The organism is Lysinibacillus sp. GW823-FHT06C08 (assembly GCF_058795135.1).
The window spans coordinates 94968-117344 of sequence record NZ_JBXAHN010000002.1; the positions used below are offsets into that span (position 1 = coordinate 94968).

The 22377-nt window shown below is 38.9% G+C and carries 29 protein-coding genes; 24 read left to right on the top strand and 5 right to left on the bottom strand.

The window, feature by feature from the left end; all coding sequences use genetic code 11:
- The first annotated feature begins 45 nt into the window (after positions 1-45).
- From AC1Q6O_RS08055 to AC1Q6O_RS08070, 4 genes are all read left to right on the top strand, one after another.
- Positions 46-468: a DUF1801 domain-containing protein gene (locus tag AC1Q6O_RS08055; RefSeq protein WP_089984774.1), complete on the top strand. Its 423-nt coding sequence runs from the start codon at positions 46-48 to the stop codon at positions 466-468.
- Positions 469-615: 147 nt separating this feature from the next.
- Positions 616-1599 (top strand): alpha/beta hydrolase, encoded by a 984-nt coding sequence (locus tag AC1Q6O_RS08060; RefSeq protein ID WP_492401039.1) that lies wholly within the window; start codon positions 616-618, stop codon positions 1597-1599.
- Position 1600: 1 nt separating this feature from the next.
- A complete protein-coding gene (locus AC1Q6O_RS08065) occupies positions 1601-2272 on the top strand; it encodes a response regulator transcription factor (RefSeq protein ID WP_089984770.1) in 672 nt (223 codons plus the stop codon).
- Positions 2269-3258, top strand: coding sequence for a sensor histidine kinase (locus tag AC1Q6O_RS08070; protein WP_089984767.1), 990 nt, complete (start codon positions 2269-2271; stop codon positions 3256-3258). The genes AC1Q6O_RS08065 and AC1Q6O_RS08070 overlap by 4 nt, the downstream gene beginning before the upstream one ends.
- 33 nt (positions 3259-3291) lie before the next feature.
- On the opposite strand, the gene AC1Q6O_RS08075 is transcribed toward AC1Q6O_RS08070, so the two are convergent.
- The gene (locus AC1Q6O_RS08075; RefSeq protein WP_090003178.1) at positions 3292-4161 is read right to left on the bottom strand and encodes a DMT family transporter; all 870 of its coding nucleotides are present in this window, start codon (positions 4159-4161) and stop codon (positions 3292-3294) included.
- A gap of 99 nt (positions 4162-4260) precedes the next feature.
- On the bottom strand, positions 4261-5133 hold the full coding sequence (locus AC1Q6O_RS08080) for a LysR family transcriptional regulator (RefSeq protein WP_342532708.1): 873 nt from the start codon (positions 5131-5133) through the stop codon (positions 4261-4263).
- Positions 5134-5273: 140 nt separating this feature from the next.
- On the opposite strand from AC1Q6O_RS08080, the gene AC1Q6O_RS08085 reads away from it, so the two are divergent.
- From AC1Q6O_RS08085 to AC1Q6O_RS08145, 13 genes are all read left to right on the top strand, one after another.
- Positions 5274-6479: an MFS transporter gene (locus AC1Q6O_RS08085; protein WP_089984764.1), complete on the top strand. Its 1206-nt coding sequence runs from the start codon at positions 5274-5276 to the stop codon at positions 6477-6479.
- 29 nt (positions 6480-6508) lie between these two features.
- Complete coding sequence (locus AC1Q6O_RS08090) at positions 6509-6892, top strand: SRPBCC domain-containing protein (protein WP_008179824.1); 384 nt, start codon at positions 6509-6511, stop codon at positions 6890-6892.
- 109 nt (positions 6893-7001) lie between these two features.
- Entirely contained in the window at positions 7002-7718 is a 717-nt protein-coding gene (locus AC1Q6O_RS08095) for a toast rack family protein (protein ID WP_036125356.1), read from the top strand.
- Between the two features lie 201 nt (positions 7719-7919).
- Positions 7920-8444 (top strand): tubby C-terminal domain-like protein, encoded by a 525-nt coding sequence (locus tag AC1Q6O_RS08100; protein ID WP_008179821.1) that lies wholly within the window; start codon positions 7920-7922, stop codon positions 8442-8444.
- A 108-nt stretch (positions 8445-8552) separates the two neighbouring features.
- Entirely contained in the window at positions 8553-9311 is a 759-nt protein-coding gene (locus tag AC1Q6O_RS08105) for an alpha/beta hydrolase (protein ID WP_008179819.1), read from the top strand.
- Between the two features lie 177 nt (positions 9312-9488).
- Positions 9489-10430 carry a VOC family protein gene (locus tag AC1Q6O_RS08110; RefSeq protein ID WP_427071676.1) on the top strand — a complete coding sequence of 314 codons (942 nt, stop codon included), beginning with the start codon at positions 9489-9491 and terminating at the stop codon, positions 10428-10430.
- Positions 10431-10458: 28 nt separating this feature from the next.
- Complete coding sequence (locus AC1Q6O_RS08115) at positions 10459-10665, top strand: (4Fe-4S)-binding protein (RefSeq protein WP_276526269.1); 207 nt, start codon at positions 10459-10461, stop codon at positions 10663-10665.
- A gap of 15 nt (positions 10666-10680) precedes the next feature.
- Positions 10681-10950: a GNAT family N-acetyltransferase gene (locus tag AC1Q6O_RS08120; protein ID WP_089984755.1), complete on the top strand. Its 270-nt coding sequence runs from the start codon at positions 10681-10683 to the stop codon at positions 10948-10950.
- A 354-nt stretch (positions 10951-11304) separates the two neighbouring features.
- Entirely contained in the window at positions 11305-11742 is a 438-nt protein-coding gene (locus AC1Q6O_RS08125; RefSeq protein ID WP_089984752.1) for a hypothetical protein, read from the top strand.
- 160 nt (positions 11743-11902) lie between these two features.
- The gene (locus tag AC1Q6O_RS08130) at positions 11903-13585 is read left to right on the top strand and encodes a methyl-accepting chemotaxis protein (RefSeq protein WP_492401040.1); all 1683 of its coding nucleotides are present in this window, start codon (positions 11903-11905) and stop codon (positions 13583-13585) included.
- 73 nt (positions 13586-13658) lie between these two features.
- Positions 13659-14603, top strand: coding sequence for a hypothetical protein (locus AC1Q6O_RS08135; RefSeq protein WP_492401041.1), 945 nt, complete (start codon positions 13659-13661; stop codon positions 14601-14603).
- 234 nt (positions 14604-14837) lie between these two features.
- Positions 14838-16397, top strand: a complete 1560-nt coding sequence (locus AC1Q6O_RS08140) for a right-handed parallel beta-helix repeat-containing protein (RefSeq protein ID WP_239355050.1) — start codon at positions 14838-14840, stop codon at positions 16395-16397.
- Between the two features lie 452 nt (positions 16398-16849).
- Complete coding sequence (locus tag AC1Q6O_RS08145) at positions 16850-17041, top strand: hypothetical protein (protein ID WP_008179801.1); 192 nt, start codon at positions 16850-16852, stop codon at positions 17039-17041.
- A gap of 72 nt (positions 17042-17113) precedes the next feature.
- On the opposite strand, the gene aac(6') is transcribed toward AC1Q6O_RS08145, so the two are convergent.
- Positions 17114-17548: an aminoglycoside 6'-N-acetyltransferase gene (gene aac(6') / locus AC1Q6O_RS08150; RefSeq protein WP_008179797.1), complete on the bottom strand. Its 435-nt coding sequence runs from the start codon at positions 17546-17548 to the stop codon at positions 17114-17116.
- Positions 17549-17714: 166 nt separating this feature from the next.
- Here aac(6') and AC1Q6O_RS08155 point away from each other — a divergent pair, with 166 nt between their 5' ends.
- Genes AC1Q6O_RS08155 through AC1Q6O_RS08165 form a run of 3 tightly spaced genes read left to right on the top strand, consistent with a single transcriptional unit; the run spans position 17715 to position 19584 of the window.
- A complete protein-coding gene (locus AC1Q6O_RS08155) occupies positions 17715-18311 on the top strand; it encodes a class I SAM-dependent methyltransferase (RefSeq protein ID WP_492401042.1) in 597 nt (198 codons plus the stop codon).
- Between the two features lie 24 nt (positions 18312-18335).
- The gene (locus AC1Q6O_RS08160) at positions 18336-18911 is read left to right on the top strand and encodes a DNA-3-methyladenine glycosylase I (RefSeq protein WP_090001701.1); all 576 of its coding nucleotides are present in this window, start codon (positions 18336-18338) and stop codon (positions 18909-18911) included.
- Positions 18901-19584 (top strand): DUF1963 domain-containing protein, encoded by a 684-nt coding sequence (locus AC1Q6O_RS08165; RefSeq protein WP_090001699.1) that lies wholly within the window; start codon positions 18901-18903, stop codon positions 19582-19584. Before AC1Q6O_RS08160 ends, AC1Q6O_RS08165 begins: the two co-directional genes overlap by 11 nt.
- A gap of 5 nt (positions 19585-19589) precedes the next feature.
- On the opposite strand, the gene AC1Q6O_RS08170 is transcribed toward AC1Q6O_RS08165, so the two are convergent.
- Positions 19590-19886, bottom strand: coding sequence for a hypothetical protein (locus AC1Q6O_RS08170; protein WP_008179789.1), 297 nt, complete (start codon positions 19884-19886; stop codon positions 19590-19592).
- A 75-nt stretch (positions 19887-19961) separates the two neighbouring features.
- Between AC1Q6O_RS08170 and AC1Q6O_RS08175 the strand changes: the two genes are divergently transcribed.
- Positions 19962-20162: a hypothetical protein gene (locus AC1Q6O_RS08175; RefSeq protein ID WP_043990650.1), complete on the top strand. Its 201-nt coding sequence runs from the start codon at positions 19962-19964 to the stop codon at positions 20160-20162.
- Positions 20163-20323: 161 nt separating this feature from the next.
- The gene (locus AC1Q6O_RS08180) at positions 20324-20623 is read left to right on the top strand and encodes a hypothetical protein (RefSeq protein WP_008179784.1); all 300 of its coding nucleotides are present in this window, start codon (positions 20324-20326) and stop codon (positions 20621-20623) included.
- 89 nt (positions 20624-20712) lie between these two features.
- Here AC1Q6O_RS08180 and AC1Q6O_RS08185 read toward each other — a convergent pair whose 3' ends face one another.
- On the bottom strand, positions 20713-21081 hold the full coding sequence (locus AC1Q6O_RS08185; RefSeq protein WP_089984729.1) for a hypothetical protein: 369 nt from the start codon (positions 21079-21081) through the stop codon (positions 20713-20715).
- Between the two features lie 200 nt (positions 21082-21281).
- Between AC1Q6O_RS08185 and AC1Q6O_RS08190 the strand changes: the two genes are divergently transcribed.
- Both AC1Q6O_RS08190 and AC1Q6O_RS08195 read left to right on the top strand, forming a co-directional pair.
- The gene (locus tag AC1Q6O_RS08190; RefSeq protein WP_089984727.1) at positions 21282-21668 is read left to right on the top strand and encodes a hypothetical protein; all 387 of its coding nucleotides are present in this window, start codon (positions 21282-21284) and stop codon (positions 21666-21668) included.
- 80 nt (positions 21669-21748) lie between these two features.
- Positions 21749-22369, top strand: a complete 621-nt coding sequence (locus AC1Q6O_RS08195) for an NAD(P)-dependent oxidoreductase (protein ID WP_008179778.1) — start codon at positions 21749-21751, stop codon at positions 22367-22369.
- Positions 22370-22377: the final 8 nt, after the last annotated feature.

Here is a 22377-nt window from a genome sequence, read left to right on the forward strand (position 1 = left end):
ATAATAGGAATGAACAATCCGATTTTGTGAAGGCGAGGGATACACATGTATGAATTAAAGACGAAAGAAACCGATGCAAGTGTCATTGAATTTATTGAAAGTGTGGATCATCCAAAAAAGCGGGAAGATGCCTATCGACTATTGGACATTTTTACAGAGGTCTCAGGCTATGAGGCAAAAATGTGGGGTCCTAGTATTATTGGGTTTGGTCATTATCATTACAAATATCAAACGGGCCATGAAGGCGATGCTCCACTTGTCGGATTCTCCCCTCGCAAGGCAAAAATTAGTTTATACTTTGCACCAGGTGATAGTGAGCGAGAACAGCTATTACAGCAATTTGGGAAACACACAACAGGGAAAGCCTGTGTTTATATTAATAAACTGGCTGATGTCGAGGAAGATATTTTAAAGGCTCTAATTCAACAGTCTATCGTCTTTTTACAGAAAACCTATCCAAATGAATGACTCTAAAAATGCTGCCACATGATGTAGGCAGCTTTTTTTGTTCATTGACAAGCATCTCAACGCATCTTGTAAACATTTCTTCGAAAATTAATTAGTTATTAATTTTTCACATGTATCCTTACAAGTATCAACGGAGAGGAGAGGCGTATGAAAAAAATCATAAAGAAAATGTTTATTTATTTGGGGGTCATCGTAACGCTCAGTATCGTAGCAGTCAGTATATACCACTATAGTTTAATCCAAAAAGAGGAGGCCATTTTACACAATAATGGCATGATGGTAAACGTTCATGGTCAACGCATGAATGTCTATCAGGAGGGGGATGGGGAGGATACATATGTTTTTATGGCAGGATCAGGCATTGCGGCTCCTGTTTATGAGCTAAAGGGGCTGTATAGTAAGTTTTCGCAGCACCATCAAATTGCAGTAGTGGACCGCGCAGGCTATGGCTTTAGTGAGATCGCCCATGATGAACGAGATATTGATACCATCCTTATGCAAACAAGGGAGGCACTTCTGGCAAGTGGGCTTCAGCCACCCTATATTCTTGTCCCTCATTCTATTTCAGGACTTGAAGCGATTTACTGGGCACAAAAATACCCAGAAGAAGTAAAGGGAATTATCGCTCTAGATATTGGCCTGCCTAGTCAGTATGTAAAGCATAAGATGGGTAACTTCGATAGATGGATGGTGAAGGGGATGAGTCTAGCTACTAAGGTAGGTTTACACCGCCTAGTACCCTCACAGGTGTATAATCCGCAAGTTCTGAACATGTCCTTTTTAACGACGGAGGAAAAGGAAATCTATCAGGCGTTGTCCTTTAAGCAATTTTTTAATGAAGATATGAAAAATGAGCTGTTACACGTCTATGAAAATAGTTTACAATCAGAACAGCTTTCATTGCCGCAAGACATCCCCATTTTAATAGTTGATGCTATTGCGAAGGAGCATGTACATTCAAAGTATACAATGCAAAATCGTCAAGATTACGCAGACTTCGCGAAGCAATTCACCCATGCAGAAGTGAAAGAGGTCAGTGGCACTCATAGTATATATCTTTATCAACCCGAGGAAATCTATCAACTAGCGATAGAGTTTATGAAAACGAATGCTGATGAGAGAGGTCGTTAACATGAAAGGATTTAGAATTTTAATTGTAGAAGATGATCCCATGATTGGTGATTTACTTCAAAAGATAATGCAACGAGAAGGCTATGAAGCCATATGGAAAACAGATGGCCGAGATATAATGAGGCTCATTCAGGAAGTAGATGTAGTCATTATGGATATTATGCTACCAGGAGAGGATGGCTATCAATTAAGCAAAAACATTAAACAATTAGGCTTAAATATACCCATCATTTTTCTATCAGCTCGTAGTGATATTGAAAGCAAGCTAGAAGGTTTAACAGTTGGAGAAGACTATTTGACAAAGCCGTTTGATCCACGAGAGCTATTGTTAAGAATCCAAAAAATGCTAGTGCAACAATATGGAACGTTTACGCAAATACAGCATTTATTCATTGACGGAGAGCATCGTAAAGTATTTCATCACCATCTTCAAAACGAAATTTCATTGACGGCTATAGAACGAAAAATTTTCTTTTATTTATTTGACAACCGTGACAGAGTTTTAACAAAGGACCACTTTTTTGATTATTTATGGCCGTTAGATGATCGCAACCATAATATTCTCAATGTCTACATGAAGAAGATTCGGACAAAGCTGGACGATTCAACAGGCATTATTTTACAAAATATATATGGAGAGGGGTATCGTCTAAATACCCATATAAAGAAATGACATTAAAAACTAAATATAGAACACTCTTGTTGGTAGCGATTGGGAGTGTGCCCATCGTATTATTAGGTATTAGTGTGTTCATGTCCATACTATATGACAAGGTTTTTAAAACGAAAAATAATGGCATCCCGTTCCATGAATCCTTTGCATATCCTGTTATGCTGCTTGCCTTTGTGCTGTCTTTAGGGATTCTTGCCTTACTATTTTCCACATCCATCCATTCATTATTGACTAGAATTACAATGCTCAATCAAACAATACGGGAACTAGCGAGTAATGAACGGATACCCGATACGTTAACGGTAAGCAGCGAGGATGAAATAGGGCAATTAATTCAATCGGTGAATCTTTTAATTGAGCGCACGACTTATCGGGAATTAGAGTTAGCTCAACAGCAGGAGCTCCAAAAAGAGCTGCTTCAAAAATTAAGACATGATATCCATACACCACTGACAGCGATACGTTTGCAATTGTTTTATTTAGAAGATCAACTACAAGAGCAACCAAAATTGGTGGAATCATTAAATGCACAAATTCACTATATCGCGAATTTAACGAATGAATTGCAATACCAGTCTTTTGATACGAGCGATAATGCCTTTGTCGTTCAGGAGGAAGTTCATCTAGCGTTTCTATTAGAAACGATGATCAAGAAATGGAGTTATTTATACCACATGCAAAATATTGCACTCCATTTTCATCCAATAGATGCAGAGGTAATTTGGACAAGTAATGAATTATGGTTACAACGTTTATTTGATAATGTCTTTCAAAATACATTAAAGCATGCCCAAGCATCTAAACTAGTGGTGACGATTAAAGAGGGAGAGGTATGGATGTGTGATGACGGCATCGGCTTTGATTCAGATATCGAACATAGTGGACTTGGACTGAAAATTATCCACGATATTGCTAGAACAATAAATATGGAAGCCTCTTTACAATCCAGCAAGGATGGTACGACCTTTCGCTTTACTCAGCCATAAAAAAACAACGGCATTTTTAGCCGTTGTTTTTTATTATACCGATTTACGTTGTTGGAGTAAAAAGAGGGCAAGTCCTAGTAAAATGACCATTATGCCAATCCCTTGTTGAACGGAAATCATTTCATCTAAAATAAAATAAGCTAAAATACATGTGCCAATTGTTTCTCCTAAAATACTCATAGAGATGACGGTTGTACTTAACCATTTTAATAGCCAATTAAAGATCGTTTGCCCAAAAATGGTTGCAATCACAGCTAGTCCTAATAGGGACCACCATGTGGATGCGGGATAGTCGAAAAACGATTCCTGCATAAAGAGGGCGTAAATGGCTAAGAAGATTGAGCTACTGCCATATCCGATAATCGAATAGGTAATAAGTGATAAATCCTTCCGTACAGATTGCCCAATAAAAAAGTAGGCTGTAATAATGCCTGCTGCGATAAATGCCAGAATATCGCCATAAAGAGCCTGTCCACTAATTTGAAAATCCTGCCAGCCGATAATGAAACAGCCGATGATCGCTACCAAACAGCCAACAATAGCCCCTTTGGAAAAGCGCTCTTTAAATAAAAAATAGCTACCTATTAAAGAGAATAACGGCTGTAGCGTGACGATAACCGTTGAACTGGCCACGGATGTGTAGTTTAATGATTCGAACCATAAAACATAATGACAGGACAGAAATAGACCTGATAAAATGCCCAGTCCCCACTGTTTTTTAGACAGGTTAGCTAGCTCTTGTCGTAGTCCCTTTTGTGCTAATAAAAAGGGAAGGAGCACGAGCATCGCAAAAAATAGTCGATAAAAAGCCGTAATAGCCGGCGGGGCATCCGCAAGCTTAACAAAAATAGCTGATGTAGATAAAGCAAATACTGCCAAAAACAATGAGATGTAATAAAACATGATGTACTCCTATGTATTTAATAATATCAAACCTATTATAGTGCAGCTTGCGTGAATAATATAGGCTTTTTAAAATATTCGCATAAAGAGCAACCTGAGCTAATGATCACCCTGCTCATTCCTTTCAAGCAAGGATTCTATTACTTGCTTTAATTGCAGTATAGAAGACTGCTTATGGTTTTCCTTTTTATAAATAAAGACAGTCTCGATGACCTTGTTAAGTGTCTCCATTTCATAAAAATGCAGGTCAGGACAAGGGTAGAGTGCCAGTAACTTCGTATTTAACACTGCCAATGTATGCTCGATTTCTAGAAAATCAAGAATACTACTTACGGATTTAATTTCCTTCATTGTAAAAGGGACTTTCTTGTGAGTAAGCCATTCGGCTAATGCCTTCGAATACATACAGCCCTTACTTAAAACTAGGAGTGTCACAGGTGTTTGCCTGTCAAAATCGATGACATGTGCAGGGCTCGAGATGACTTCAAATGTTTCGGTTGTCATTAAATCATAGTGTAAATCGGCATAATGCTTTATTGGATTACTCGTTAATGCACAGTCTAATTCCGCCAGATGGACTTTGTGATTTAACGATGTACTCGATTCGACCGTGAAATCCACATCGATAGGACTATGACTAGTTTGTAGCGCATTCATGATAGACGCACCATATATTTTAATTGTCGTATGGGAGGTTCCAAATTGAATATGGGCTTGCGTGAATCCTACGGTTTGTAAAAATGCCTCATATTGTTGGGCAACCTGCTTTAAAAATTGTAAATAGTGGTCACCTACCTCTGTTAGCTTTAAGCCCTGAGGTGTTCGTTTAAAGACTTCCTGTCCAATTTCACTTTCCATCTTCTTTACCTTCGAAGTTAAGGCCGACTGTGTATAGTTGGTGATTTCGGCTGATTTACTTAAATTTTGCCTTTCTAAAAGCTCAATTTTGATGGCAATTTCTTCAATGTTCATGTTATTCGTCACACACCTATTAAATTTTTTGATAGCCGCTATCATTTTCCTCCATTTTACGTAAGCAAGCTGTCAACGTAAACTCAAGATATCTAAATGTACCGTATAAATAGTGCGGTATATAGCTCTGGAGGGTTTATATGCATACATATTATAAATGGATCATTTTACTGGTGGCTACGCTTTCGCAAACAGCTTCCACCTTTGTCACATACGGGATGGGGCCAGTTGCTTCCTTTTATCAAATGGAATGGCACTTAACATCATTCCAAACAGGATTAATTGTTTCTGCCGTGAATATTGGACCGATATTCTCGATGCTTTTCTTTGGCTATCTCATGGATAAAAAGGGAGAAAAACAAATTATTGGATGGGGCTCTATTTTTCTTGGCCTCTGTACGTTCCTCTTAATTCCTGTGAATCATTATACGACATTGCTAGTCGTATTAATAGTTGTTGGCTTTTGGTACGGTAGTGCTCAAACGGGAGGTAGTACGGCCATCGTGAAATGGTTTCCAGACAAGCATCGGGGTTTAGCGATCGGAATTCGCCAAACAGGTATTCCAATCGGTGGGGCTCTCGCTTCCTTCATTCTTACCTATTTATATCATCACTCCCATCTGACGGCTGTGCATGGGGCACAAGGTTTCGTAGCAATCGGTGGCGGTTTACTATTTTTATTGATGTATCAGGAGCCAAAACAGCAAAATACGGCAGCAGCACCAATACCGTTTAAAGAAAAGATGAAGGCTATTAAAGACAATCGAGCACTCTATCCGATTTTTTTTGTGGGCATTGTGATGATGTCCTTACAGATGATCCTCATCGCCCATTTGATGAGTTATTTACATCAGGAAGGCGGCTATTCTTTAACAGCAGCAGGGAAGTATTTGAGTTTGGTCTTGCTTGGAGGGATGGTAGGAAGAATTGCTCTTGCTTGGCTGAGTGACCGATACTTTGCTCAGAAGCGCGAGCACTTACTAATAATCGTTATGCTTGCCACATTTGTGATGGTCGCTTGTATGCCTGTTGTTTTACATGCTAATAGCTTAATGATGTTATTTTGTGGTGTAATGGGCTTTTTCGCACTAGGCTGGTATTCCTTATATATAGCCAGTGTAACGGAGCAGTCTGATCCTCAATCTGTGGGACTGACTGTTAGTGCGGCTTTAACGATCAATCAATTCTTTATTGTTTTAGCTCCGTCTATCTACGGTTTACTCGTTACCATTCTTTCAAGTCATCAAATGGCCTTGGATATAGTAGCAATGATGGTCATTGTAGGAGCATTTTATTTATCGAGAACAACCAATCGTAGCTTCTCTTCTGAAAGTTCGGTAAAATAATGAAAAAATAGGAAATGAGGGTGTTGCGGATGAGTAGTTCAATTTGGATTCAGGCGGCAATTGAAAATGTGTGGCAAGCGATAACAGAGGAGCAATCCCTTTCACAATGGTATGCGCCAGGCTCTACTTGGGACATTCCTAAACTGGCTGAAGGGGAAATGATGACCTTTACTTTAATGCCTAATGACCATAATCAGCTAGCAGATCCACTGCCAATGCAGTTAACGATCCAGCAGGTCCAAAAACATGAGATTTTTTCATTTTACTTGGAAGTTCCAGAAACGGTAATCGCGATGTCTTTAGCAGAACAGGACAACGGCACAACGGTTAGCTTCAATATGCAGGGCTATGATGCGTCCCTTGCTAATTTAAAAGCATTGCTAGAGGGTGAGGATCTTCCACGCCAATCGTAGCTACTACGTCTCAGGTCTTAGATAAATTTCAAACGCAGGGTCGTATTTTCTATTATCCACTCCTATATAATGAAATTATTGGTAGAATATATAGCGGGAGGAAATTAAATTGAAAAAATTAGTTGGATTAGGTGTCGTGATGGGCACATCAGTATTCGTCTTGTCGGGGTGCTTTTCGTTTATGCCAAACAAAATGCAAGAAGAAACCATCTTAGTAGAAAAGGATAAAGCGAAGACGCTAGAAGTAGATATTGATTTAGGTGTCGGCGAAATGAATCTAACTGGTGGTGCCAAGGAGTGGGTTGAGGGCAAGGCGGACTATAATATTAAAAAGCTAGCCCCCCAAGTTACCTATGATGTAAGCGGCGATACAGGAGAAGTTGAAATTAAACATAAAGGCTCGACGAAGCTGGGCATCTCCAATATTAAAAACACATGGGCAATCCAATTAAATGATGATATTCCGATGGATTTGACGGTAGAAACAGGTGCTTCCTTAGCCAATCTTGATTTACAGGGACTGCAGCTAGAAAAACTAGATATAGAAGCGGGTGTCGGTGATCTCACAGTCAATTTAGGCGGTGATTGGAAAAAAAGCTTTAAAGCGAATATTGAAACTGGGGTAGGTCAAACGACGATTATTGTACCTTCAAAGGTTGGTGTCAAATTAACAACCGAAAAGGGCATAGGTTCATCCAATATCGAGGGTCTCATTTCAAAGGGCCAAGGTGTCTATGTCAATGAAGCATATGATAAGGCAGATGTTGTGCTGGACATCAAATCAGAAATCGGCGTTGGAGACATTACATTTAAATTAGATAAATAAAGAAAATTTGGGAGGCTACTAGTAAAGAAGTAGTCTCCTTTTTGTATGTAAAAAAATGATGCTAAGCATTTGCACATTAAGCTTGTAAGCTTGAGTAAGACAAATTTATGATATCGCACCATCTGGCGTTTACATTCTTTGAATTGGGCGCATATTTTATGTTAGTTTAAAGGAAGCAATTGTTTTGAAGGAGCGAGTCGTTTGAAAACCTATACATATAAACAGCCAATGGAAATAGATTCTACCGAGGTGGTCTCTATTTTAAATGAATCAGGAGAGACATCATCAACGGTTCAACGTGTTTATTCGAATGCTCTTAAAAAAGCATTCGATAAGACGATGGATTTTCGTTATTTTGTTCGTTTTGACGTCCATGATCATGCTGGCCAACCTTTATTTACTTGTAAAAAAGTATCTCGTCGTGGTCGCGTGCATTTTCGAGGCAAGGATTTAGTGACAGGGAAAGACTATATGATTGCCTATGATGGCTGGCAAATTATGATTCCTGATTTACTTATAACAGATGGAGAGCAGCAAATTAAGCTCAGCAAAGAAATGGAAGACTGGTCGATCTTTACATGGAATGAGGAGCCGATAGCGCGTTGGCAAGCGACTTTTTGCGAAACTCATTTTGACATTACACTAGAAATTGAAGACAACAGTCCTATACAGCATGAGGCCTTTTTTATTGCGATTGGACAGGCTGTATTATTTGTGGGAGCGTAACAGCAATAAAAATTTGGCATTATATGTCGCTGTGGTCAGTGGCATATGTAATTCGATTATGCTATAAATACAACAAGAAGGTAGCCTTAAATATGGCTACCTTCTATTATGATGAACGTGAAGAAAGGTTCTGATATGGTGCTAACTATTTTACCGGCTAAAGAAATATACTTGAAAGGGAATGAGCATGCAATATTGCTTTTACATTCCTTTACAAGCCATACAAGAGATATGAAGAAAGTGGCGACGAAGCTCCACGAAGAGGGCTATACCTGTTATGTACCTCTTTATAGAGGACACGGTCATAAGCCAGAACCGTTATTACAGTACAAAGTTGAGGACTGGTGGCAAGATGTGGTGAAGGCGCACCAATTTTTGCTGAATGAAGGCTATCAAAAAATTTCCGTTATTGGCTTATCCATTGGTGGTATTTTTACATTAAAGCTTGCCCAATTAGAAAAGCTAGAGCAAATCATTGTGTTATCGGTACCAATTGATAAGGAACCAGCACAGCTAAAACAAAGAATCATTGACTACGCTTATAATTTTAAACATATCGAGGGTAAATCAGAGCAGCAAATTACACATGAAATGAAGCCGTTTAACGATATGCCCTTGGACGCGATGATTGGATTTCAGCGATTTATTAAAGAAACGATGCAACAGCTTGAGAAGATCACGATGCCAATTGCTATTTTCTACGGCAAAAGAGACGAGGACTTATACGAGCATAGTGCCGACACTATTTATCAGCGAGTTCATTCTATGCAGAAGCTTAAAAGAGGCTTTGAAAACTCCAAGCATTTAATGACATTAGGTCGGGAGCAAGATGAAATCCTTCAGGAAATCATGCAATTTTTAAAGTGAAGAACTGACGATCAAAGGGTATTGACTACCTATAAAAAATCGTGTTATTATTATCTCGAATTAGAGATATATTAATTCGAGATAATGATTTTGTCATAGTTCTTAAGACAAACACAAGCATGTTTTCGCAGTTGAACAAGTCTTCTTTTAAAAGCATAGCGGATAGGAGAATATTCGATGTTAAAGATCACAGGACACCATCATATTTCAATGATTACGAAAAATGCTCATGAAAATCATCAGTTTTACCATCATATTTTAGGACTTCGCCGCGTGAAAAAGACAGTTAACCAAGATGATCCCAGTATGTATCATTTATTTTACGGTGATTTGACAGGTAGTCCTGGTACAGGCTTAACATTTTTTGAATTAGCGCACGCCGGGCGTACACATCGCGGAACTGATGCGATTACAAGAATTGGTTTACTCATTCCTTCTTTCGACAGCTTAATGTACTGGGAAAATCGATTGGATGAATTTCAGATGGAGCACAGCGAGATCACAACATATGGTGACACGGATGCGATCTATTTTGAGGACCCAGACGGTCTACGTCTAGTGTTATTAAATAATCAGGACAAGCCTATTCCACAAGAATGGACAAAGTGGCAAGATTCATCCGTAGAGATGGCTCATCAAATTTTAGGAATGGGCTCAGTGGAATTAACTGTAAGCTCTTTAGAGAATGCTGCGAAAACCATCGTACAATTATTTGGCTACAAAGAACGATCAAAAACTGAAACTGAAGCTGTTTTTCAAGTGGAGGAAGACCAATTGCAAGGACAGATTATCATTGTCGAGCAAGAGGGTCCTAAAGAAAAACCAGGAAGAGGTAGTGTTCACCATTTAGCTATCCGCGTGAACGATAAGGAAGAGCTTGAGCAATGGGAACAGCGAATAAAAGACTTTGGTTTTCCTATTATAAAAAAAGCGGATCGATACTATTTTTCAAGTATTTATATGAAAGAAACACACGGCATAATAGTTGAACTAGCGACAGATGGACCAGGCTTTACCGTGGATACGGCTGTGGAGGATTTAGGAACACATTTAGATTTACCACCATTTTTAGAAGAACGGCGGCAGGAAATTGAAGAAAAATTAACACCAATAGAATAATAATCTTACAATGAGGGACGTGTTAGGTATGGGGTACCGTGAATATAGAGGAGAAGAGATAACCGTTTATTTCGATAAGGACATGTGTCAACATGCGGCTGAATGTGTAAAGGGCTTGCCAGAGGTGTTTAATGTCAAAGCAAAGCCATGGATCGCACCAGATGAAGCAGCGGCCAAACATGTATCAGAAGTTATCAATCGATGTCCAAGTGGCGCATTAAAATACAAAATTTAAAAGGAGCATTATGTCATGGAAATTAAACAAGGTAACCAATCCTTTTATATCGGAAACGAGGAAAATAGTGAGGCAGAGGTGCATTTCGTTCGTGTAGGGGAAAGTCGAATCATTCTCGATCATACACATGTAGGCGAGCATCTAAGAGGTCAAAATATTGGACAGCAATTAGTTAAAGCGGCTGTTGCCTATGCGAAAAAAGAAAAGTTACTAGTTATCCCATTATGTCCCTTCGCAAAAGCTGAGTTTGAAAAGCATCCTGAATACCAAGAAGTAGTAGGCTAAAATTATGTAGATGCACCCCAGCAAACCGGGGTGCGTTTTTATTTTTAATTAAACTAACAATCACTATCAATAAAATAAACATCAACATTAAAAATTGAAGATTTGACAAATCCTCACCTCACTTTTGTTGTATGTTAATTATACACAATAAATACATTTATTTACTATCTAGCTACTTGCCAAGTAAAACAACCAATCTATCGCAAAGAAATACCGCTTTCTATTATATCTTGCTTATCTCATTCACTTTACGATTGCTATTTTGAGTAAATTAATTAATTTGAACGATTTGGAAGGAATAGGACTAGTTAAAATAGAAGGTCCATAGAGTGACAAACATGAAGGAGTGATTGGATGCGATTAACAAAAGGAATTACTGGTTTTGATGCTGACCATTTAATCGAACAAGATGTGCGCATGTTTCAATCGATGGTGTACCATTTAGCAACAAGTGAACAGCGAGCGAAAGTACGACATTTTATCGATCGACCGCATTTTGTCTATATGCAAGCACTAGTGGAAATAGATGGGGAAATGGTGACCATTCTTCACCATCGCTGGATGCCGTATATTGCCTTTGCAAAATTGGATGAAGAGCTTAGCTTTGCCTTTTTATCGAGACCACAGCTACACAAATATTTTCCAATGCGAAAATGTTTGGAAGCAGCAACGCTAAATACGTTACTGGAAAAAGACCGAGCCTTGCATAGTTTATCTGCTATGGAGTGGAAGAACATTGCCTATTTCAAAAGTGAAACTATTGGTGACGTCATGTTTCATGCTTGGGATTGATTAGGGCAAATTACTCATGATGGAAGATGCTATAAAATACACAAAATTGACCAAGTTATTTCTGGAAATATAGCAAAAATTCCTAAAGCCACCAATCTTTCTTTGAAAATGGTAGATTACTTTTTATGGAATAGATTCGGAAAATAAGGGGTTTTTGCACATGTCATTCAAAACGATTAGTAGAAGAATTGTTTTTTCCTTTAGCATTGTTATTACGATCATGGCGTTATATATCGTGTACAACTATTTTGCTATTAAGCAAAGTAACCATGCAACAGAACAAATTGTTGAGCAAGAATTACAGCTATTAACGACAGATTACGGACAAGCGCAAACCATCGATGTAAGAATAGCTGCTGCTAGAGGCTATGTATTGTCTGGCGATGAAAAGTATAAAGCTATTTTTCAAGATAATGTAGCGCGTGCAGCGAGCAACGAAAAACAACGATTAGCCATGACAAGCTCTGAAGATTTCAGCAAACTTGCAGAAATGGCGAAGGAATGGAATCGCTATATTGAACAACAAGTATTTGCTGTTTATGATCAAGGTAATGCGGAGCTCGCGATTCAAAACATCACAAAAATGGATGCAACAGCCACAACCATTCGTGAAGGCTATGAAGGTTTAGCAGAGCAACGCAAGCAAGCGATCAATGAGGTAGGCGCTGACATGATAGTTGCTGGGGAGAATAAGCAGCTTATTGGCATCGTCGTAGGTATACTCATTTTTGTCATAGCGATTATTGTTGAGCTATTGAGTGCCCGCGGTATATCAAGACCTATTATGACATTAACGGAGCGAATGCAACGAATGACGAATGGTGATTTAAGCGGTCCTCCTTTAAAGATTCAATCGAAAGACGAAGTGGGCCAGCTAATGGAGGCAACCAATACGATGGCGGATATTTTGAATCGCTTATTGAAGCATATTCAAACGGTATCGAATGACGTAGCGGCCCATAGTGAGGAGCTATTGCAATCAACATCAGAAGTAAAGACGGGGACAGACCAAATCGCCCATACGATGACAGAGATTGCAAGTGGGACGGATGAGCTAGCCAGCCACACGACAGATGTTGCGACTTCCATGAATGACTTTGCAGGAAAAGTAACCTCTGTTCATCAAAGCAATAAAGACGTTCAGCACTATTCTCAGGATGTTATAGCTTTAACAAGGGAGGGACGGGACTTAATGTCCTCCTCTACTAAGCAGATGGGAGCCATTCAAGATATTGTGAAGGATGCAGTAGATCAGGTTGATGGATTAAGCAAGCAAACACAAGAAATCTCAAAGCTTGTCACGGTCATTCAAACCATTGCGGCACAAACAAATTTACTAGCATTGAACGCAGCAATTGAAGCAGCCAGAGCGGGGGAACAAGGCAAAGGATTTGCCGTAGTGGCCAATGAGGTCCGAAAATTAGCCAAGCAAGTGTCATATTCTGTGGAAGATATTACAGGTATCGTCCGTAACATTCAGGATGGTTCCAATAGAGTGACCGCTTCTCTTGAGCAGGGCTATAGTGAAGTGGAGAAAGGGGCATTGAAAATTACAACGACCAATGCAACGTTCCATCATATTGCCGACGCAATTGAGGCCATTACTACAAATATTGAGGGGATGTCCTCTGGGCTAGATGATGTCGTTCACAATACTGTCACGATTAATAAGTCCATAGATGAAATGGCAGCTATTTCTGAGCAGTCAGCGGCAGGCATACAGGAGACCTCTGCCACAATTGAACAGTCCGCTAGCTCTATGGAAGAAATTAAACATAGTGCTGAGCATCTAGCAGAGATGGCCGAGCAATTAAATAGTTTAATACGCCGATTTAAACTGTAACGATTTGACCCGTTAATTTCAAACTTCCATCACATTTACGCTGTATACTAATGTATTGGAAGGTGGAATCATTTTGAGAAAATATTTACTTTTATTACTAATGAGTACTTTATTCATGGCACCTGCTGCCTACGCCCATACGATGGATAAAAGTACACTATTTACGGATGTCCCTGAAACAACTTCAACTATTAAGGACATATTGGTGTTACATAGTATTGGGCTCCTTGGGTATAATGGCAAAGATATGGCCTTAAACCCAACTGACAACTTATCACGCAAAGATTTTGCAAGCTGGGTAGGTGGCTTCTTTGGACTTGAAGGAGCAACAGTGGATGAATTAGCACAAGCAGCACAAAAAGAAGAATACATTTCTTCTTTAGAGGGCGACCTTACATACAAGGAAATAAATACAGCACTTTTTCATCATAAACTTGAAGTAGAGAACCCAGATGCGACAATGACGAAAGAGGAGTATATTACCTTCTTAACGGAACACCTAGATGTTGATATGGGCGGTCATACGCTTCTTCAAATGGGTGGCTTTGCCGAAGGTCCAACTGGCACTATTGAAGATGTCGTGACAGGTGATGAAACGGGCATTATCATCAACGGTAAAACGTATATGCTGTCAGGACACCCTCGCATTTTTGCAGAATCAACGGATGCTAAAAGCTGGGTAGGTCAACAGCTAGAACGTTCTATTTTTACGACAGCTGGAGATCACCATCATGGACATGATGACAATCAAGAAGGACAAGGTGATCATGAAGAAGGTCATGGAGACGGCCATGATGCACCGGCATCCAATGCAGCCACACTTCAATATGTGCAAATCAGCTCTGCTCAGGTAGCAGCAGATGACACGAAAGAAGTACAGTCTTCGAATGCCACACCAAGAGAAGAGCAGCAAACTGATGAAACAACATCATCTAACTCAAGCACAGTGTGGATCATTGCTATCCTAGTCGTGCTCGCGGCTATTTTTGCCTTTGTTTTTGTGAAAAGAAAAAAATAATTGAGAGTAATAAGAACCAACAAAGATGGAATCATCCTTTGTTGGTTTTTTTTTGATTCACCTCATATACGTATACATGGAGGCGTGTCAGGACGGCCATGAACCGTCATAAAATCTTCATTCCTCACAAACGAATACATGCATAATCCAGTAATTTTACACAAAATTGAATAACCACAAGCCTGTTCGGTATATAAATAGGATACGATCATTTTTAGGCTGAGGAGTGTGTAAATGGCAACGCTTGTAGTAAAGAGAAGTATTATGCATCGGTACCAAAGCATTGGGCAGGCAATTGAAGAGGCTATGCCTGGGGATATGATAGAAATTCGAGATGGTATTTATGAGGAGAGCTTGGATATTTCCAAGCGGCTGACATTGTATGGAGTTGGCAATGTTACAATTAAAGGTGGTGTTTTTATTCGCTACCAGACCCATGTAGATATGCGTAATTTACGTTTTCGCCAAGGGCAGGGACTTTATGTAAAAGGAGATTTACAGTTAGAAAATTGTATTATTGAGGAGCAATTGATTCGCACGCAGATTATGGTAAGCTATGGTAGTTTGCTGATGAAAAATTGTGCTGTGCTTGCTACACCGCTCAATCATTTTGGTCTACGTGTTGCTAATGGTTCCAGTGTTATTCTCGTTGATACAACACTTGAGCATCATGTGAAAGCTCAAATTATTGCGCAAAACTGTGAGATGGCATTAAGCAATTGTCTGCTGCTCGAAGGGAAGAAACATGGTATTTTTGCGATTCGTCATGTGAAGATGGTCATGGAGGATTGTGAAGTTCATGGTCATGAAAAGGAGCAAATTGTAGCGGCGTCTAGTGAGCTGGCAATCACCAATTGCCTTATTCACCAAGGACAGGGGGTTGGTATACAGCTATTTGATGATACGATTTTACGTATGGATGGCTGTGAAATCAAGAATCATCATGACACGAATATGATCGTCCACCGTAGTGAGGTAATGGTATCTGATTCTATATTTTCAGATGGCCAAGGACTCGGGCTGTACCTGGGAGAAAAAACAGAAGCTCAATTCTACGATTGTCAGTTTAATCGTCATGTGAAAGCACAAATGCTGATAGAGAATAGCAAGGCAGAGTTTCGCAAATGTCATGTACGTAATGGAATGGCTGTTGGTATGACCATCGTAGATGAAGCTGATGTTTCGATGACCGAATGTCAAATCCAAAACCATCAGCAATTTCATATCATTGTGGATGCAAGTGGGCTACAGCTCCATCAAACGACTATTCAATTTGGGCAATCAGGTGGTATTTATGGCAATGATCATGCCAAAATTATGCTTCACCATACAAACATTCGAGAGCTAGAAAAGCAACATGTATATTTGAACAATGCCCGTTTGTTTACACAGCATTGTACGTTTGAACAAATGAAAGGCAACGGGATTACATGTATCGATGCCATTTTTGAAGTAGCCAACAGCCATTTCAAAGACTGTCAGGATAGCACGTATGCGATGATATGGTCTGATCGTTCAATGGGACGTATTGAACATTGTCAAGTAGGCGAAGCAGCACGCCCATTTTTAGCTTTGTCCAATCAATCTTTATTAGAAATACGTGATACAGATTTAAGTGCAGTGAAAGCTCCTGCGGTGGTACAGGAAAACAGTCAGTTATATGTGCAAAAGCATGTTCAGACAACAACTTGGCATCAAGACACGACATCAAGAGTATCACAAATAGAGATGGTTCAAACAAATGATGAGAACCATATAAAAATGCTGAAAAATGATATTAAAAAAATAATTTAATAACCGATTATACAACTAAGACAAGTAGTTTCAATTTTGAAATTACTTTTTTTGCGGTAGGCATCAGAAGGTTTCAACTTTATATTTATGGGTAAAGTAATATGTTTGGGTCAAAAACGATGAGATAAATAGGCAGCGAAAACTCTATTATTCGACAAACTGACTGATTATTTTTATAATGGTATAGACAACTTCTTTTCAATTACTGCAATTTTCCAAAAAAACAAGAAGTAAAATGGTATATTTTCTTGCAAATGTTATTTTTTGAATAATAAAGTTTGGAATTGATGTAAAAAAAATATTAAGAAATTTTAGATAATAGATTGATTAGTTTCGGTGAATTAGCCTATAATTAGTAAAAATGGTTCATATATAAGATGATTATATGTTATTTGTGAAGTGTGTTTAATTTGTTTAAAATAATAATAAAAAAGGAGTGGGGGTGATAAGAGATGTTTGGGCTGACAAAAGAGGAAATTCTTTTAAAGTTAGAGGAAATTGAATTAGCAGAGAAGCATAAAAGTGCGATTGCTGATATCTTACATCTAAACAATATGCGAATAGAACAACAGCTTGCATTATTGATCCATTTAATTATCGATGAGCGCGAACGTAATATTTCTAACCATACATATTTAAATTAACCTATATATATATAGATGCAAAAAATCACAAGTGCAGGATTCGAAGCACTTGTGATTTTTTTATCACATTTTTTATAATTTTTTTGTAAAACAAATGATTCGATTCGCTTCCGTAAAACCAAGCTGTAAATGTACTTGTAAACTTTCTGTATTGTCCCATTCACAATCGCTTGCAAATTCTGAGCATCCCATATGCTTGGCCCATTGTTCACAATGTGCTACAAGCTGTCTAGCATAGCCTTGCTGTCGATAGTTATCCATGACGAATAATCCTTCTAAATAGCCGACTGGACTAGAGTCCGTACCCTCTACATAATCTGTTCTCAGCTGACATTGGGCAAAGCCAATCGCCTTGTCATGGTCGTAGGCTAAGAAAATGACTGCATGGTCATCCTTTAATAAATGTGTCATGCTTTCAGTAAATTCCTCTACTGTATGATTAGGCCACAGCAATAAAGCTAATGTGGCAGCTGCCAGGGCATCCTGTTGCTCTGCTTGTTGAATCATTCAAAGTCCCTCCATCCTATTCATTCGAAAACGAAACAAAAATCATTTTTGCACGTACAAACTAGTAAGAGTTTCTGTCGTTGATGTGCTTTCTATTATTATATACAGGGTATACATGTAAAAAAAGGATAAAATCCACATCGATTTTGATGAGAGGGGAACCGATATGTCATTATTACAATCGTTAATTGAACAGGCAAAAAATCCAAAAGGATGGATGGGTTCATGGATGCTACGTATCATGAATATCACTCATCGTGGCATGAATAGCTGGTTTTTCCGGCAAGGTGCCATCAATGATGGGGACCGTGTGTTAGATATTGGCTGTGGCGGAGGGAAAACACTCAGAAATTTATCGAAATTGAATCCCAATGGTATAATTTATGGGATCGATATTTCTGCACAGGCCGTAAAGGAATCCATCAAAATGAATGAAGCGAATGTCGCAAGTGGCAGTATGATTGTTAAGGAGGCAAGTGTGTCTCAAATACCATATGAGGACCAATTTTTTGATGCCATTACAGCTTTTCAAACCCATTATTTTTGGCCATCATTGGAACATGATGTTGGGGAAGTATGGAGGGTATTGAAAAATGGAGGAAAATTTATTGTCATCGCCGAGTACTACAAAATGAATTACCATATGGAGGCTTTCCAAACACCCGCAGCTATGAAAGAATTATTGAAACAAACCGGTTTCCAAACGGTATATATAAGTGAAAAAACAAGTAAAGGATGGCTATGTATTACGGCCATTAAATAATACATAAACGTGGGAGGTTATACGGTGAAAAGATGTTCATGGGTCAAGCTAGATCAGCCGTTATATGTAGATTACCATGATAAAGAATGGGGAGTACCCGTCTATGATGATCAGCATTTATTCGAGATGCTTTGTTTAGAGGGAGCACAGGCAGGACTTAGCTGGTGGACGATTTTACAAAAGCGAGAGGGCTATCGAGAGGCATTTGATCATTTCGATGCTAAAAAAATTATCCTTTATTCAGAGGACAAGCTTTTGGAATTACAGCAAGACACACGGATTGTGCGCAATAAATTAAAAATAGCTAGCGTTGTGACGAATGCGAAAGCATTTCTACAAATACAAGAAAAATATGACTCGTTTTCTGAATATATTTGGGGGTTTGTCGATCATCAACCAATCATAAATGAATGGCCATCTATGGCAGAGGTACCAGTGACAACAGATCGCAGTGATCGGATGAGTAAGCAATTGAAGAAGGACGGCTTTAAATTTGTGGGTAGTACGATTTGTTATTCATTTATGCAGGCTGTCGGTATGGTCAATGATCATATAACGGATTGCTGCTGTCGACAACAGGGGCTTGCGCATGAGCATTAAACATATCCAATCTCAGCTAGCCAAGCAAGCGACAATATTCCAGACGGGTGGCTTCCGTCCAACCCATGAGCTTTTAGAAAGTTGGATTGGCTATGTTGGATGGTCTTTACTAGAGGAGGATCGACCTTCGGATTTTCAACCGCTCGCTACATTATTTTTGAAAGATTTGCCCTATGTACCTCAAGCTTTACAGCCGTTTCAATTGGTAACTCTATTTGTCCATGAGAATATTTTCGATCATCTTATGGAGGATGATTTGAGCATCTATTTTGAAATAAGAGCCTACACCACCTTAGAAAACCTAGTACAGCGGGACTGGCAGCACGACCGTATTCGAGCCTTTCCTCTGCAGGTAGAGCATATTCACAATGATTATCCAGTATGGGATGGCGGGGGTATTCCTGCACAAATAGAAGAGGACATACTAAGATTGGAGCATGAAGACGGCCTTAATTATTTTGAAGACATCCTTGAAGAGATGTATCCGCAACACAAAATTGGCGGCTACCCGACCTTTTGTCAAAGTGGCTATGATTTTGGTGAAGATACACCTTTTGTCTTCCAAATTGCCTCAGATGCCAAGGCACAACTAAATATTGTGGATAATGGCAATTTTTATTTCTTTTATAATCCAACAGCACAGACATGGCGCGTCTATTGTGATTTTTATTAATATCGTTAACGCTTAGCCCTAAAATGGATTGTGATATCGATCATGTATTGAATGAAAAATAAACCTAGATACGCGCCTGTCAGTAGAAAAATGGGATTTAGGAAAACAGCATGAATCGTTGTCATAAAGACCACATCCTCCAGAATAATCTGCGTTATAGAAGTAGCGGCAATATAGCCAAAAAGAATGGCAGATACGACACCTAATGCATTGAAAACAAGGCGCATTTTATCACTTTTTTGCTGAAGATAGACCATGAGAGCAGGTATGACAATGATGGTAACCATTATGAATACGTTCATCAACACACATCCTTTTTTCTCAGGATGCCCTTGTTAGCTGTTACATAAACCAAAGATATAGAGGAGGGGAATAAGGTGAGACGGCAAGAAGGGGAGATGAAAAAAGTAAAGAAGGTGAAGAAAATGGAGCACAAAACAGTCGTCAAGAATGGTATAGGCTTTGGTTCTGTTTTAGCGATCACAATTTCATGGAGTGTCCATCATTCCATCATATGGGCAATCATTCATGGCTGCTTTAGCTGGCTCTACGTTCTCTATTATGCATTTACTCGCTAAACTTTAAAGCATACCTATCAGCTAAGTATTTGTTTAATCCAAAAGTTTATGGGGTACAAACAAAGTAACGTTCATAAATATTGACTAACAAGCATAAATAACAAAGTGCTCTTTTTCAAGAGAACAAACTTCAGTATGAACGTAGAAGAAAGGTTGATAGCATGACACATCAAGTAACGGCATTAAGTAATGTGAATGGAAAAGCTACGGGAGTGGAAGGTATTTTACAAAATGTAGCATTTATTTTATCGACGTTTACGGTCTCTTGCCCGCAACGGGAATGGAGCATTCGGTCAGATATTCGTAAACTCTTCCAACGTATGAAAAAAATGAACACCAAACGTTTGATTGAGTGTATCCAGCGTTTTGAGCCGAGAGCAGTCGTAGTGGAAGTGGATTATTTGGGCGATGTGTACCGAGGCAAACTGGAGCCCATTGTCAAAGTAATTATTAATGAATAAGACTATAAATTCTGCCAGGATTTAACCTGGCAGAAGATCAAATAAATAGTCCGTTTACATATATCTGAAAATATCAATTCCAGAATTCTTTAAGCAATTGTGCTTCTTCGTATGACAATAATTTGTTGGCAATCTATGATAATCGGAGAAGCTCCTACATCTGCTACTTCTAAGAATGTAGCACAGCATGTTTTAGGATCTAGGCTAATGAAAAAGACATCAGCTAAGCTAAAACCACCTACTAACACGACGTCTACAAGTGTGCCAATAGGCAGGCATTTTAATTGATGGCAAATACAGCCTTTACATTCGTTTTTGGAACAGCAATCTTTCTCAGGGCATTTTTCATCTTTGTGTTCGCATTTACACGTATGCTTACATTTTTTCTCACAGCATTTTTTCGATTCCTCTTTTTGTTGACCCCAGTTCATATAATGATTAAATCTACAATCTTGCATCTTTTAATCTCCCTTATGGTTAATTTTTAGTATTGGTCGCGCAACCCTTACACATCTAATCTATGAACAAAACAAATAGAGTTCTTGGTAATTTGCCCTTTGAATAGAAAAATGGAAACTTTGTCGTACATAACTAACCGTTTTTAGGGGGTAATACTAGATTTCTGCCTGTTAATATGAAGGTGAAAGGGAGCGAGTGTATGAAGAGAATGCTACAAGGTTTCTTTTTACTGATGTTCGCTATAGTAGTGATATCATGGCTGATTGTAGAAAAACAGCCTTTACCAATAGCCGTAAGTTTCTCTCCTTCTCCGACCTATGCGGAAGAGTTTAGTGAAAAATTACAAGAGACTAATTTTACACAAAAGATCATACAAGCGGTACGAAAGGCAGGATATTCACCAGATAGTACGGTAGGCTATTTGGTAGATTCTCCTAACCATCAAATCATCACCATCCAATTACACGATGGTAATGAAATAGAAAAAAGCACAGAAAGTGAGATTCAAACGATTATCCATGAGCTGGCCAAAGAAGAGAATATGGGAGCATTTATAGTGAATGTTCAGCTATTAGAAACAAAATAAGGAAAGCGGGAGACACATATTGCATGTGTCTCTTTTGCATAGAGGGGGCATGTTATAATGGAATGAAGAGGTGAAGGTCTATGAAAATATTAGTTTTGGGTGCAACAGGACGTGTGGGAAGACAAATTGTTGAGTTCGCGTTAAAAGATCAACTCGAAGTAACGACATTTGTCCGTGATCCCCATAAATTACAGCTAGACAATAAGAACTTACATATCTTTCAGGGAAATGTCTTAAATAAGAAAGATCTCGAACAGGCTATGGTGAATGTGGATGTAGTAGTAAGTGCATTAAATACAGATGGGAATGATACTTTATCTACTAGTATTTCGCTCATACTTGAGGTGATGGAGCAACAAAAGATAAAGAGAATTATTACGATTGGCACTGCGGGTATTTTACAAAGTCGAGTGTCACCTACGATTCTTCGATATCAATCAACGGAATCCAAACGTAAATCTACGTTTGCTGCTAAGGAGCATCAGTACGTTTTTGAACAATTACGCGTTTCCAATGTCGATTGGACGATTGTTTGTCCAACCTATTTACCAGATGGATCATTTACAGGAACCTATCGAGTGGAGCGCAATTTTTTACCTGAAGGCGGTAGTGAAATATCAGTAGCCGATACAGCCTACTTTGCCTACCAACAAATCTTCAGTAAGGAATTCGTTAAAAGTCGAGTAGGGATCGCCTATTAAAAGGAGAG

Coding starts and splice junctions, on each gene's coding strand:
- AC1Q6O_RS08055 (WP_089984774.1), top strand. CDS start 46: ATGTATGAATTAAAGACGAAAGAAACCGATGCAAGTGTCATTGAATTT.
- AC1Q6O_RS08060 (WP_492401039.1), top strand. CDS start 616: ATGAAAAAAATCATAAAGAAAATGTTTATTTATTTGGGGGTCATCGTA.
- AC1Q6O_RS08065 (WP_089984770.1), top strand. CDS start 1,601: ATGAAAGGATTTAGAATTTTAATTGTAGAAGATGATCCCATGATTGGT.
- AC1Q6O_RS08070 (WP_089984767.1), top strand. CDS start 2,269: ATGACATTAAAAACTAAATATAGAACACTCTTGTTGGTAGCGATTGGG.
- AC1Q6O_RS08075 (WP_090003178.1), bottom strand. CDS start 4,161: ATGTTTTATTACATCTCATTGTTTTTGGCAGTATTTGCTTTATCTACA.
- AC1Q6O_RS08080 (WP_342532708.1), bottom strand. CDS start 5,133: ATGAACATTGAAGAAATTGCCATCAAAATTGAGCTTTTAGAAAGGCAA.
- AC1Q6O_RS08085 (WP_089984764.1), top strand. CDS start 5,274: ATGCATACATATTATAAATGGATCATTTTACTGGTGGCTACGCTTTCG.
- AC1Q6O_RS08090 (WP_008179824.1), top strand. CDS start 6,509: ATGAGTAGTTCAATTTGGATTCAGGCGGCAATTGAAAATGTGTGGCAA.
- AC1Q6O_RS08105 (WP_008179819.1), top strand. CDS start 8,553: ATGATGAACGTGAAGAAAGGTTCTGATATGGTGCTAACTATTTTACCG.
- AC1Q6O_RS08110 (WP_427071676.1), top strand. CDS start 9,489: ATGTTAAAGATCACAGGACACCATCATATTTCAATGATTACGAAAAAT.
- AC1Q6O_RS08115 (WP_276526269.1), top strand. CDS start 10,459: ATGGGGTACCGTGAATATAGAGGAGAAGAGATAACCGTTTATTTCGAT.
- AC1Q6O_RS08120 (WP_089984755.1), top strand. CDS start 10,681: ATGGAAATTAAACAAGGTAACCAATCCTTTTATATCGGAAACGAGGAA.
- AC1Q6O_RS08125 (WP_089984752.1), top strand. CDS start 11,305: ATGCGATTAACAAAAGGAATTACTGGTTTTGATGCTGACCATTTAATC.
- AC1Q6O_RS08130 (WP_492401040.1), top strand. CDS start 11,903: ATGTCATTCAAAACGATTAGTAGAAGAATTGTTTTTTCCTTTAGCATT.
- AC1Q6O_RS08140 (WP_239355050.1), top strand. CDS start 14,838: ATGGCAACGCTTGTAGTAAAGAGAAGTATTATGCATCGGTACCAAAGC.
- AC1Q6O_RS08145 (WP_008179801.1), top strand. CDS start 16,850: ATGTTTGGGCTGACAAAAGAGGAAATTCTTTTAAAGTTAGAGGAAATT.
- AC1Q6O_RS08155 (WP_492401042.1), top strand. CDS start 17,715: ATGTCATTATTACAATCGTTAATTGAACAGGCAAAAAATCCAAAAGGA.
- AC1Q6O_RS08165 (WP_090001699.1), top strand. CDS start 18,901: ATGAGCATTAAACATATCCAATCTCAGCTAGCCAAGCAAGCGACAATA.
- AC1Q6O_RS08170 (WP_008179789.1), bottom strand. CDS start 19,886: ATGAACGTATTCATAATGGTTACCATCATTGTCATACCTGCTCTCATG.
- AC1Q6O_RS08180 (WP_008179784.1), top strand. CDS start 20,324: ATGACACATCAAGTAACGGCATTAAGTAATGTGAATGGAAAAGCTACG.
- AC1Q6O_RS08185 (WP_089984729.1), bottom strand. CDS start 21,081: ATGCAAGATTGTAGATTTAATCATTATATGAACTGGGGTCAACAAAAA.
- AC1Q6O_RS08190 (WP_089984727.1), top strand. CDS start 21,282: ATGAAGAGAATGCTACAAGGTTTCTTTTTACTGATGTTCGCTATAGTA.
- AC1Q6O_RS08195 (WP_008179778.1), top strand. CDS start 21,749: ATGAAAATATTAGTTTTGGGTGCAACAGGACGTGTGGGAAGACAAATT.